Source organism: Entomomonas sp. E2T0, assembly GCF_025985425.1.
GTDB lineage: Bacteria > Pseudomonadota > Gammaproteobacteria > Pseudomonadales > Pseudomonadaceae > Entomomonas.
This window is the reverse complement of record NZ_CP094972.1, coordinates 1367994-1380084: the sequence shown is the minus strand read 5'-3', so window position 1 is coordinate 1380084 and position 12091 is coordinate 1367994. Positions and strand designations below refer to the sequence as shown.

The window sequence follows — 12091 nt, the reverse complement described above, 5'->3', positions numbered from 1 at the left end:
TTTTATTTAACAAGCCTCTACATAAATATTCGCCTTTTGGAGAATAGTAAACTATGCAATTTGGTTGCATATTAATAAAGCAAAGGACAAACAGAGGATACTAGAATGTATCAAATAAAAACACATGATCATTCTGTGTCAGGCAGACCAAAGGAATTTGTTTTACCTGAAGTAGCAGAATTAGAAGGACTTTTCTTTATACTATATCCCACCCATGGTGAAAGTATTGAATATCATCTAAAAAAACATCAAATCATTTGGTTTGACCCTGCGACTAAAAAGCAACAAAAAGCTGATTACAGGGCGACTTCTATTCGTGATGGTATTTATTTCATAGATTATATTTTAGATGGGCAATCTATTTCCATGATTTTAGATCTAATCAATCAAACGTTCACAGAGGTAGTTGCTCATCTATCAAGTTTACCTAATCCAAACACCTCTAAGCAAATCCAGCTTAATATAGCCACTATGGATCTCTCAATTACTCAAGGTAGTTTAGATAAACCTTATGAAAAATACCAAGATCTACACTCTCAAACTGATGAGCTAATTGGTGCTCGTTTCTTATATTACTGTGGTTTTGATACAGTTTACGAACACATATACCTTAACCAAAACTATTACACATGGCACTGTTTAGTAGGTGAAAGGACTGGGCTAGCAGATACCAACCCTTGCCATTATTATAAGATAGCAGATAAGTTGTACTTATTAATTTGGACAAGAAAAAGCTCACCTTATATGGGGCTCATGTTAATAGATACAAACTTCCTCCGTGCTGATGGAAAAGTTTATGGTTATCAAACAAGTACCGCCAATAAACAGATTAATCTCCCTATTAGCCCTTATTTTTCAATAATTAATAAACCTAATGTTCCTTATGGTATGTTATTAGAAAATATTAAAAATGACTTTTCTTAAATATATTAATTTGCTTAAGAAATAAGAGTTTGTACTTGTCATTTTCATCATAAAATCTTTAAAATTAGTTACCCTACTAATGATTAAGGATTTTTTCATGCCATTGATTGCGTTAGTGACAATTTTTTGTCAGATTCTTTGTGGCGTACATATAATGAAAACGGGGCAAGAACGTTATTGGTTATACCTTGTCATTATTTTACCAGGTCTTGGCTGCACTATTTATGCTGTTGCTGTACTAATACCAGAATTATTAGGTAGTTACAAAGGTAGACAAGTAGTTAAGGGGGTGCAAAATAAAATTGCACCTACCCGTAATTTAAAAACATTACGTAATCAGTTAACATTAAGCGATAACGTAGAATCTCGTACTAATTTAGCAGATGAGTTAGTTAACCTTAAACAATATGCTGAAGCAATTACGCACTATAAAGCTGCCTTATCAGGTATTCATTCTGAAAACCCAGAAATTTTACTGAAACTTGCTTTTGCAGAATTTGCAGAAGGTAATTATCAAGATTGCCAACACGCATTAGATTATTTAATAAAGCACAATCCAGATTTTCGTTCGCCTGAAGGGCATTTGCTTTATGCAAGAACAGTTGAAGCTATTGGTAATTTAACCAAAGCTGAAGAAGAATACAAAGTGTTAGTCAGTTATTATGCTGGACCAGATGCTTGTTTCTTTTATGCTAAATTCTTACAAAGTCAAAATCGCTTAGATGAGGCAATAGAACAATTACAGCAAGTACAAGACTATGCTCGTATAGCACCTAAATATTATAAAAATGTACATAAAGTTTGCTTATCTGAGATACGTAAACTACTTCAACAACTCCATGAAAAAATAAATACACAATAACTTATTAAGTAATGTTGATAGTAGTAACCATTTATTAATTTAATAACAAAAGACTGGACTAACGAACTATGAACTACTAATATAATTTATTACTTTATAGTTATTTTTATTTATTCTCTTTATAAAAACTTACAATAGAGAAACTAATAAAAATATATAAATTTGGCTTTGTATTATCACTAATAAATACAAAATATTCATTAACTTGCTTTAAATAACTATAAACAATAACTATTGGCGTATTAAAAATGCTAATTGAACTTTCTTTATACTAAAACTCTCCATATTAGAGTCTAGTTATATATTTAAGTAGCAAAATAAAATATACCCTTAGTTTAGCAGTAACTTAAAACAATTATAATTCCAACAGGAGAATGTATGCGTAGAGGATTTGTTAACCTAAATGGGCAACGTACCCTTGTTAATATTGATAACAACGGTAATGTTACACATAATGGTCAAACAATTACTAACCCTGAATGGTTACCTATCAGTATAGGTACAGTTTATGGTGTAGCCCTTAACTATAAAGGCTTATTAGATAGTCGCTTAGCCGAATTTAATGAACCTCCTTATAAAAATCCACCTATCAAACCAGTGTTGTTTATTAAAACGCCAAGTACTTATAACAACCATTTAGGCAATATTGTTTTTCCAAAAGGTATTGAGCGTATCCAAGCAGGACCAGCACTTGGTTTTGTAATGGCTAAAGATGCTAGTCGTGTTACTAAAGAACAAGCAATGGATTATGTAGCCGGTTTTACAGTTGTTAACGAAGTTAGCTTGCCAGAAGATAGCTACTACCGCCCTGCTGTTAAAGCTAAATGCCGTGATAGTTTCTGCCCAATGGGGCCGTGGTTAGTAGCAACAGATGCTGTTAATGCTGCTAACTTAGCAATCAGTGTCAGCATTAATGGTGAAGTTCGCCAACAAAACTCTACTGCCAATTTAGTACGTAATATCCCCCAGCTCATTGAAGAGCTCAGTGAATTTATGACTTTAAAAGCAGGTGATATTATTTTAACAGGCACTCCAGAAGGTCGTGTTGATATCAATGTAGGTGACAAAGTTGAAGTCACTATTGAAGGTATTGCTACCCTCACTAACACTGTTATCGCTGAATAAGGAGTCCTAACTATGAAATATGCTCGTATCCGCTATCAAGGTGAAAACTTTGAAGTAATGGTTGAAGAAAATAATGCTGTTCGCTTAAAAGACGGTCGCCTCTTACAAGAAACAGAAGTTGAGTGGTTACCACCTGCTACTGGTAATATGTTTGCATTAGGTTTGAACTATGCTGACCACGCTGCTGAACTTGAGTTTAAAGCGCCCACTGAACCCTTAGTATTTATTAAAGCGCCTACTACCTATACAGGTCACTTATGCCATACATGGCGCCCAGATAATGTTGACTACATGCACTATGAGTGTGAACTAGTAGCTGTGATTGGTAAAAAAGCCCGTAATGTGAGCCAAGCCGATGCTTTATCCTACTTAGCTGGCTATACCCTTTGCAATGACTATGCTATCCGTGATTTTTTAGAAAACTACTATCGTCCTAACCTACGGGTTAAAAATCGTGACTGCACTACCCCAGTAGGCCCTTATATTATTACTGCTGATGAAGTCCCAGACCCCTCTAAACTAACCTTACGCACATGGGTTAATGGTGAGTTACGCCAAGAGGGTACCACCGCAGATATGATTTTTAATGTACCTTATTTAATTGAATATCTTTCTAGTTTTATGACCTTACAACCAGGTGACATGATTGCCACAGGTACTCCAAAAGGCTTATCTGATGTTAAGCCTGGCGATAAAGTGGTTGTGGAAATGGAAGGTATTGGTAGCTTAACTAACTTTATTGTTACCGAAAAAGAATTCTTTGAAAAATATGGTACTAATGCAATTGGAGAAAAATAATGTTAAAACATTGGATTAATGGCAAAGAAGTTGAAAGTAAAGAAACCTTTATAAACTACAACCCTGCTACCATGGAAGAAATCTGCGAAGTAGCGAGTGGTGGTGAAAAAGAAGTGAATGAAGCAGTAGCTGCGGCTAAAGAAGCTTTCCCCAAATGGGCTAACACACCAGCAAAAGAACGTGCACGTTTAATGCGTAACTTAGGTGAATTAATTGATAAGAATGTGCCTAAAATTGCTGAACTAGAAACTAAAGATACGGGTTTACCCATTCACCAAACTAAAAACGTATTAATTCCACGTGCTTCCCACAACTTCAATTTCTTTGCGGAAGTTTGTACCCGTATGGATGGCCATACCTACCCAGTAGATGATCAAATGCTCAACTACACTCTCTACCAACCAGTAGGTGTATGTGGTTTGATCTCGCCTTGGAACGTACCTTTTATGACAGCCACTTGGAAAACAGCGCCATGTTTAGCCTTAGGTAACACGGCTGTTTTAAAAATGTCTGAGCTATCCCCTTTAACTGCTTATGAGTTAGGCCAATTAGCATTAGAAGCAGGCATTCCAGCAGGTGTCTTAAACGTAATTCAAGGTTATGGTGCTACAGCTGGGGCAGCCTTAGCACAACATCATGATGTACGTGCTGTATCATTTACAGGCGGTACTGCTACTGGTCGTCGCATTATGGCTTCAGCAGGTATCAAAAAATATTCTATGGAACTTGGGGGTAAGTCACCTGTATTAATTTTTGAAGATGCTGATTTAGATAGAGCATTAGATGCGGCACTATTCACTATTTTCTCGTTAAATGGCGAACGTTGTACTGCCGGTTCTCGTATCTTTATTCAAGAAAGTGTTTACGACAAATTTGTCGCTGAATTCGCTGCTCGTGCTAAACGCTTAATTGTTGGTGATCCTACTGATCCGAATACCCAAGTTGGCTCAATGATTACACAACAGCATTACGACAAAGTAACGGGCTATATCAAAATTGGTATGGATGAAGGGGCTAAATTATTAGCGGGTGGTTTAGAACGCCCTGCTAACTTACCTGCTCACCTTTCAAAAGGTCAATTTATTCAACCTACTGTATTTGCTGATGTTGATAATCAAATGCGGATTGCCCAAGAAGAAATCTTTGGTCCAGTAGTGTGTTTAATTAAGTTTAAAGATGAAGCAGAAGGCTTAAGACTAGCGAATGATGTGGAATATGGTTTGGCATCTTATATCTGGACTAATGACCTTGGCAAAGCCCATCGTGTTGCCCGTGGTATTGAAGCAGGTATGGTGTTTATTAATAGTCAAAACGTTCGTGACTTACGTCAACCTTTCGGTGGTGTTAAAGCTAGCGGAACAGGCCGTGAAGGTGGAGAATATAGCTTCGAAGTGTTCACAGAAATTAAAAATGTGTGTATTTCTATGGGTAGTCACCATATCCCTCGTTGGGGGGTTTAACAACTTTCAGTTAGGCTCACTATAGAGCCTAACTAAAACTAAATAAGTAATACTGAATAAATATAATATTTTACTGATAAAAATAATAGTTGGAGACTCAGCATGGGAAAGTTAGCATTTGCTGCAAAAGTAACGCATGTACCATCAATGTATCTTTCTGAATTACCAGGCAAAACCAATGGTTGCCGCCAAGCTGCAATTGATGGACACAAAGAAATTAGCCGCCGTTGCCGTGAACTAGGTGTTGATACCATGGTGGTATTTGATACCCATTGGTTAGTTAATAGTGGTTTTCATATTAACGCTAATGATCATTTCAAAGGCATTTACACAAGTCATGAATTACCACATTTTATTCGTGATATGGAATATGAATATTATGGTAATCCTGAACTAGCAGATATGATCGCCAGTTATGCTGTTAAAAAGAAAGTACGTGCATTATCTCATCGTATCCCCTCATTAGCACTTGAATACGGTACCCTAGTGCCTATGCGCTATATGAACTCAGATAACAAATTCAAAGTGGTTTCTATTTCTGCTTTCTGTACTTCACATGATCTAGAAGATAGTCGTGCGTTAGGTGCAGCAGTAACTGAAGCAATTCAAGAATATGATGGTACTGTTGCTATTTTGGCTAGTGGTTCTCTTTCACACCGTTTTGCTTATGACCGTATTGCAGAGAAATGCTTTGATGCTTACACTCGAGAATTCGATCATCAAGTTGACTTACAAGTAGTAGAAATGTGGAAAAAGGGTCAATGGCCTGAGTTTTGCTCGATGTTAGGTGATTATGCGGCTAGCTGCTTTGGTGAAGGTGGCATGCACGACACCGCTATGTTACTAGGTGCTTTAGGTGGTGAAAACTACAAAGGCAAAGTTGAATTTGTCACAGAACTATTTGCAAGTTCTGGTACAGGGCAAGTTAACGCCATATTCCCTGTAGCATAAACCACAAAGTCTTATAGTAAACCTGTACCCTAAAAAGTACAGGTTTTTTAACCTATAACTGTTACTATACAATTTTAGACAAAGCGAATGACTGAAGACATTACAACTAGTAAAGCAAAGTCATTCAACAACGTATAATTTTGTAGGGCAATAACTATAATAAGTCCTTTAACAAGATATGGAGAAATACTTAAAATGCCTCATTTTATCGCTGAATACTCTGCTAATTTAGAAGGTATTGCAGATTTCCCTGGCCTCTTTGAGAAAGTACATCAAGTGTTAGGTGATAGTGGTGTTTTCCCGTTGGGAGGGATTCGTAGTCGTGCTATTCGTATGGATATTTTCCGTATGGCTGATGCTAAACATGACTATGCATTTATTCATATGACCTTAAAAGCAGGTGCAGGTCGAGATTTAGAGACACGCAAAAAAGTAGCTGATCAATTATTTGCAACCATTAAACAACACTTTGCTGAGTTGCAGTCAAAACGCTTACTAGCACTCTCTTTTGAAATGGAAGAATTGAATGCTGATTTAAACTATAAACAAAATAATATCCATGCTTTTCTTGCTAACCAATAGCATGGCTCATTAACCTGTATTTACCAACATAATAAACACAATATTTAGTTTTTTATAACAACTACAAGATAACTGGATTATGAACACAAATATAAAACCTGTGAGTGACAAGGTTGTGCGCAATATCACATTGCGCTTAATTCCTTTATTGTTAATCTGCTATGTATTCGCCCATCTTGACCGAGTCAATATTGGTTTTGCTAAAGACTCTATGAGTCTTGACTTAGGGCTAACTCATACAATGTATGGGACAGGAGCAGGATTATTTTTTATCGCCTATATGTTGTTTGGTGTACCCAGCAATATGATGTTAGAAAAGTTTGGGCCTCGCCGTTGGATTGCCTTAATCATGGTAATATGGGGACTACTCTCAACCGCTACTATGTTTATCAGTAACCATGTTGAATTTTATATTCTCAGATTTTTACTGGGTGTAGCAGAAGCAGGCTTTTTTCCTGGTATTCTTATTTATATTAATCGTTGGTTTCCCTCCCGTCGTCGTGGCAAAATCACCGCCATGTTTACCCTAGCAGTTCCTCTTGCCAGCGTATTAGGCGCTCCTATTTCTGGTTGGATTATCGACTTCTTCCATGGTTCATCCGGCATGCATGGTTGGCAATGGATGTTCTTACTAGAAGGGCTACCTGTTGTGTTATTAGGCATCGTCATTATGTGCTACCTGCCAGATCATTATAAAGATGTACAATGGTTAACGGATGAAGAAAAACAGCAATTAGATTATGAACAACATCATGAGGAATCAGCAAAAGCCAATATGCCATTATTAGCCTTTATTAAAGATGCTAAATTATGGTTACTATTTGGTATCTATTTTGCTGTAATGCTTGGCATTAATGCCAATAATTTTTGGATGCCAAACTTAATTAAAAGCAGTGGTGTAGAAACTGAAACAACGGTAGGTTTACTCACCTCTTTCTGTTGGGGCTTATCTTGTATTTTTATGATTGTTACAGGTATGTCTGCTGATCGGCACAATGAGCGCCGTTGGCACTTAATAGTGCCATTACTGATGGCTGCTATTGGCTTTATTGGTACAGGACTATTTACCCATAGCACTGTGCTAGTGGTGACTTTCTTAAGTATCTCTATTATGGGTGCAGCCACTGCATTACCAATGTTTTGGCAAATTCCGCCCATGTTCTTAACCAGTAAAGATGCCATTGCAGGTATTGCTTTAGTCAGTTCACTAGGTAATCTTGCTGGATTCCTTGCACCTTACTTAATTGGTTGGGTAAAAGATATGACTGGAGGCTCACCCAGTATTGGCTTATATATTTTGGCCTTATTAATTGTTTGTGGTGCAGGTTTAGTACTGCTAATAAATCCACCACAACAGCAAGCAGCCAACACACATTAAACTTCTAAAGTGTTATTAAAAGGTCATTTAGTTAACCCGCTAAATGGCCTTTTTTATAACATTTAATTAATTGACAAAATAACTGATTCATGTCAAAGTTTTATAAATTCACTATTAATTTACTAATAAAAATAAAAGGTAATAGCTATGCAACACTTACTTTGTGAGTCCTTAAATAATCTGTTTTCAAAAAATATACTTATAAGAAATATAACGCTTGGTTTAGCAAATTAGAGTAATTATTACTACTTTATGTAGTTCTACCAAGATCAGTCATAACAATAAAACTTCATTAAATTTTTAAAATAAAAAATAATGGGAGCCATCACTGCATGAATGCACATGTCACTACGAATCATACTATTCGTACGATCACCTTACGTATAGTCCCTTTACTCCTCATCTGTTATATATTTGCTCATCTTGACCGAGTTAATATTGGTTTCGCGAAAGGTACAATGAGTATTGATCTTGGCCTCACAGATGCTATGTATGGTTTTGGGGCAGGTCTGTTTTTTATCTCTTACATGATCTTTGGCGTTCCTAGTAATATGTTGCTAGATAAATTTGGCCCAAGACGCTGGATTGCCTTTATGATGTTATTTTGGGGAATCTGCTCAACAGGCATGATGTTTGCCCAAAATAGTACGCAATTCTATGTACTACGTTTCTTATTAGGTATGGCAGAGGCTGGTTTCTTTCCTGGCATCTTAGTTTATATCAATCGTTGGTTCCCTGCTCGCTATCGTGGCAAGATCACTGCCATGTTTACCTTAGCAGTACCTATGGCCAGTATTTTTGGTGGGCCACTATCAGGTTGGATTATTCAAACTTTCCATAGTTCTGCTGGCTTGCATGGTTGGCAGTGGATGTTACTACTGGAAGGTTTACCCGTTGTTATATTAGGTGCAGTAGTGCTTGTTTGTCTTCCTGACAGCTATAAACATGTTAACTGGCTAACCCAAGACGAAAAACTACAACTTGAAAAAGAATTGCATAGTGAAGAGGGTAAAAAAGAAAGCAGTACCAACTCTCTTATAGAATTTATTAAAGAACCTAAGCTGTATATATTATTTGGCATATATTCTGCCGTAATGTTAGGAATGAATGCAGTAAACTTTTGGATGCCTGATTTGATTTCCACCACAGGTGTTGAAAATAAGACTCACGTTGGCTTATTAACTGCTATCCCTTGGATACTGGCCTGTGTATTTATGATTGCTACAGGTGCTTCAGCAGATAGAAATAATGAACGCCGGTGGCATTTGATTGTCCCATTATTCATGGTAACCTTTGGCTTTATTGGCGCTGGATTATTTACTGACAACTTAGTTATATTAATGTTGTTCCTAAGCGTCGCCACAATGGGGGTAGGTACAGCACTACCTATGTTCTGGCAAATTCCACCGGCATTTCTAAGTAACCAAAATGCAGCTGTTGGCATTGCTTTAGTCAGCTCATTAGGTAATCTGGCTTCATTCCTAGCCCCTTATTTAATTGGCTGGGTAAAAACCAACACAGGTTCCACCAGTATAGGTCTTTATATTCTGGCAATACTTATTGCTTTAGGTGCTTTACTGGTATTATTAATCCCTGCACGCTCTTTGAAACATTAAGGAAAAAATAATGATCGATAATAAATCTATTCAAGAAGCAGTAGAACGTTTAGATGAAGCTGAACGTAACAGTACTCAAATAAAACAGCTCTCTCTTCAACATCCAGATATGACCATTGAAGATGCTTATGCTATTCAACAAGCATGGGTTGAGAAAAAAATTAATGATGGCCGTAAAATGATTGGGCATAAAATTGGTTTAACTTCTCGTGCTATGCAAATGTCTTCTAATATTACAGAACCTGATTATGGTACGTTATTAGATGATATGTTATTTGAAGAAGGTACGGATATTCCACATAGTCGTTTTATCGTACCTCGTATTGAAGTTGAATTAGCTTTTATTCTTGAAAAACCATTGCGTGGGCCAAACTGTACTATTTTTGATGTATTAGATGCCACCAAATATGTAGTACCTGCCTTAGAAATTATTGATGCTCGTATTCAACGTGTTGATCCAGAAACTAAAGTAACCCGCAAAGTATTTGATACTATTTCTGACAATGCGGCAAATGCAGGTATTATTTTAGGCGGTCGCCCCATTCGACCAATGGATATAGATTTACGTTCAATCCCAGGTATTCTCTATAAAAATGGTGTGGTTGAAGAGTCAGGTGTATCTGTAGCAGTACTTAATCATCCCGCTAAAGGTGTAGCATGGCTTGCTAATAAATTATCACCTTATGGAGTAACACTTAATGCAGGAGAAATTGTATTGGGTGGTTCATTTACTCGTCCCGTTGATGCCAACCCTGGTGATACTTTCCATGTTGAATATGGTCCATTGGGCTCTATTGCATGTCGTTTTGTTTAATATCACTAAAACTAGGAAAATATAATGGAACTCCCTGTTAATCATTTTAAAAGACGCTTACAAAGCGGTGAACCAATTATTGGTTTATGGTTGGGATTAGCGAATGCCTATACAGCTGAATTAGCAGCCAATGCAGATTTTGATTGGTTATTACTAGATGGCGAACATGCACCTAATGATCTACGCACGCTACTTGAGCAATTACAGGCCATTGCCCCTTATACAAGTCAACCTGTGATTCGTCCTCGTATCGGTGATACAGCCATTATTAAACAATTACTAGATATTGGTGCGCAAACTTTATTAATTCCAATGGTTGATACGGCAGAACAAGCAGCTGAACTTGTCAAAGCCATGCACTATCCACCAAAAGGCATTCGTGGCGTAGGTAGTGCGCTAGCCCGTGCTTCTCGTTGGAATACCGTACCTGACTACTTACATAAAGCAGGTGATGAACTTTGCTTATTAGTTCAGATTGAAACAAAAGCAGGCTTAAATAACTTAGATGCTATCATCAATACTGAAGGTGTCGATGGTGTATTCATTGGTCCTGCTGATTTATCCGCTTCATTAGGGCACTTAGGCAACCCTAAACACCCTGATGTACAAAATGCTATTGAAGATGCTTTTAAACGTATAAAACGAGCAGGTAAAGCGTCTGGTATTTTAATGGCTGATAAAACATTGGCTAAACGTTATATTGAACTAGGCTGTAACTTTGTAGCTGTAGGTACTGATACTAGTATTTTTATGCAATCATTAAAAAACCTAGCTGATGAATTCAAAGGTAAAACCACTACCACACAAAGCGGTGGTGTTTACTAGATATAGCTATTGCCCTACATTTTTATACGTCGTTGAATGACTTTGCCGTACTAGTTGTACTGTCTTCAGCCATTCGCCTCGTCTAAAATTGTATAGCAATAACCTATACCTCTTGTAACAAAAAAGCCATGATAGTCAGTAAGCTATCATGGCTTTTTTTATAACTATACAACCATTACATTGCGTCAGTTAAATGAGAATCTTTAAATAAACTAGTCAATGCATTGGTTAACACTTCTGCTACTAATTTATTATTAGTTTCTAAGCTAGGTGCAGAAGCAAAACTTTGTGAAACACTCGATGTATAACGCCCATTATAGGTTTTGCTAGGTGTCTGTAATTGTGAACGCAATACGGCTTTTATATCTGCCCCATTAGCCAATGAGCTATCAGTAGCCTGATAAGTAATACTATCAATAATAATATTTAATGTTATATCACCACCTGTTTGTGGTTTATATCCCATATTAGTTAATGCTTGCTCAGCTTGCTGCTGTAATTTTGGCACAATATCATTAGCTTGTAAGTTAATGTTACTGGTAGAAGCATATAATCCACCACGTGTACCTATAATCTCTGTGCTACGACTATCTGTTACTTTTACATTAACCGTTTGACCATGCCCTACCTGAGGTAAAGCCTGCGTAATTATCGGATTAGGCGTTAATTGTTGTGGGCTTAATGCACAACCTGTTAATAAACCTACTGACATTAAACACACTAATAATCCTTGCCGAAATATCATTTCAAAAGTCT

The 12091-nt window shown here is 36.9% G+C and carries 12 protein-coding genes; 11 read left to right on the top strand and 1 reads right to left on the bottom strand.

Annotation, left to right across the window (positions count from 1 at the left end; genetic code table 11):
- The first annotated feature begins 105 nt into the window (after positions 1–105).
- The 11 genes from MTZ49_RS06650 to hpaI all read left to right on the top strand — a co-directional run bounded on the left by MTZ49_RS06650 (position 106) and on the right by hpaI (position 11335).
- Positions 106–924 carry a molybdenum cofactor biosynthesis F family protein gene (locus tag MTZ49_RS06650; RefSeq protein WP_264747563.1) on the top strand — a complete coding sequence of 273 codons (819 nt, stop codon included), beginning with the start codon at positions 106–108 and terminating at the stop codon, positions 922–924.
- A gap of 97 nt (positions 925–1021) precedes the next feature.
- Positions 1022–1786, top strand: coding sequence for a tetratricopeptide repeat protein (locus MTZ49_RS06645; protein WP_264747562.1), 765 nt, complete (start codon positions 1022–1024; stop codon positions 1784–1786).
- Positions 1787–2164: 378 nt separating this feature from the next.
- Positions 2165–2911 carry a fumarylacetoacetate hydrolase family protein gene (locus tag MTZ49_RS06640; protein ID WP_264747561.1) on the top strand — a complete coding sequence of 249 codons (747 nt, stop codon included), beginning with the start codon at positions 2165–2167 and terminating at the stop codon, positions 2909–2911.
- 12 nt (positions 2912–2923) lie between these two features.
- Positions 2924–3709 carry a fumarylacetoacetate hydrolase family protein gene (locus MTZ49_RS06635; protein WP_264747560.1) on the top strand — a complete coding sequence of 262 codons (786 nt, stop codon included), beginning with the start codon at positions 2924–2926 and terminating at the stop codon, positions 3707–3709.
- Positions 3709–5169, top strand: a complete 1461-nt coding sequence (hpaE, locus tag MTZ49_RS06630) for a 5-carboxymethyl-2-hydroxymuconate semialdehyde dehydrogenase (protein ID WP_264747559.1) — start codon at positions 3709–3711, stop codon at positions 5167–5169. Before MTZ49_RS06635 ends, hpaE begins: the two co-directional genes overlap by 1 nt.
- 102 nt (positions 5170–5271) lie before the next feature.
- Entirely contained in the window at positions 5272–6120 is an 849-nt protein-coding gene (gene hpaD, locus MTZ49_RS06625) for a 3,4-dihydroxyphenylacetate 2,3-dioxygenase (RefSeq protein ID WP_264747558.1), read from the top strand.
- Positions 6121–6315: 195 nt separating this feature from the next.
- A complete protein-coding gene (locus tag MTZ49_RS06620; RefSeq protein WP_264747557.1) occupies positions 6316–6702 on the top strand; it encodes a 5-carboxymethyl-2-hydroxymuconate Delta-isomerase in 387 nt (128 codons plus the stop codon).
- 79 nt (positions 6703–6781) lie between these two features.
- Positions 6782–8080 carry an MFS transporter gene (locus tag MTZ49_RS06615; RefSeq protein ID WP_264747556.1) on the top strand — a complete coding sequence of 433 codons (1299 nt, stop codon included), beginning with the start codon at positions 6782–6784 and terminating at the stop codon, positions 8078–8080.
- Positions 8081–8412: 332 nt separating this feature from the next.
- Positions 8413–9696, top strand: a complete 1284-nt coding sequence (locus tag MTZ49_RS06610; protein ID WP_264747555.1) for an MFS transporter — start codon at positions 8413–8415, stop codon at positions 9694–9696.
- Between the two features lie 10 nt (positions 9697–9706).
- Positions 9707–10510: a 2-oxo-hept-4-ene-1,7-dioate hydratase gene (gene hpaH / locus MTZ49_RS06605; RefSeq protein ID WP_264747554.1), complete on the top strand. Its 804-nt coding sequence runs from the start codon at positions 9707–9709 to the stop codon at positions 10508–10510.
- Positions 10511–10534: 24 nt separating this feature from the next.
- Entirely contained in the window at positions 10535–11335 is an 801-nt protein-coding gene (gene hpaI / locus MTZ49_RS06600; protein ID WP_264747553.1) for a 4-hydroxy-2-oxoheptanedioate aldolase, read from the top strand.
- Positions 11336–11510: 175 nt separating this feature from the next.
- Here the strand turns inward: hpaI and MTZ49_RS06595 are convergent, their stop codons facing one another.
- The gene (locus tag MTZ49_RS06595; RefSeq protein WP_264747552.1) at positions 11511–12080 is read right to left on the bottom strand and encodes a YajG family lipoprotein; all 570 of its coding nucleotides are present in this window, start codon (positions 12078–12080) and stop codon (positions 11511–11513) included.
- Positions 12081–12091 lie beyond the last annotated feature (11 nt).

Excerpts from the sequence above, each read along its gene's own strand:
- MTZ49_RS06615 (WP_264747556.1), top strand. The coding sequence starts at position 6,782 with ATGAACACAAATATAAAACCTGTGAGTGACAAGGTTGTGCGCAATATC.
- MTZ49_RS06635 (WP_264747560.1), top strand. The coding sequence starts at position 2,924 with ATGAAATATGCTCGTATCCGCTATCAAGGTGAAAACTTTGAAGTAATG.
- MTZ49_RS06595 (WP_264747552.1), bottom strand. The coding sequence starts at position 12,080 with ATGATATTTCGGCAAGGATTATTAGTGTGTTTAATGTCAGTAGGTTTA.
- hpaH (WP_264747554.1), top strand. The coding sequence starts at position 9,707 with ATGATCGATAATAAATCTATTCAAGAAGCAGTAGAACGTTTAGATGAA.
- hpaD (WP_264747558.1), top strand. The coding sequence starts at position 5,272 with ATGGGAAAGTTAGCATTTGCTGCAAAAGTAACGCATGTACCATCAATG.
- MTZ49_RS06650 (WP_264747563.1), top strand. The coding sequence starts at position 106 with ATGTATCAAATAAAAACACATGATCATTCTGTGTCAGGCAGACCAAAG.
- MTZ49_RS06620 (WP_264747557.1), top strand. The coding sequence starts at position 6,316 with ATGCCTCATTTTATCGCTGAATACTCTGCTAATTTAGAAGGTATTGCA.
- hpaI (WP_264747553.1), top strand. The coding sequence starts at position 10,535 with ATGGAACTCCCTGTTAATCATTTTAAAAGACGCTTACAAAGCGGTGAA.
- MTZ49_RS06640 (WP_264747561.1), top strand. The coding sequence starts at position 2,165 with ATGCGTAGAGGATTTGTTAACCTAAATGGGCAACGTACCCTTGTTAAT.
- MTZ49_RS06610 (WP_264747555.1), top strand. The coding sequence starts at position 8,413 with ATGAATGCACATGTCACTACGAATCATACTATTCGTACGATCACCTTA.
- MTZ49_RS06645 (WP_264747562.1), top strand. The coding sequence starts at position 1,022 with ATGCCATTGATTGCGTTAGTGACAATTTTTTGTCAGATTCTTTGTGGC.
- hpaE (WP_264747559.1), top strand. The coding sequence starts at position 3,709 with ATGTTAAAACATTGGATTAATGGCAAAGAAGTTGAAAGTAAAGAAACC.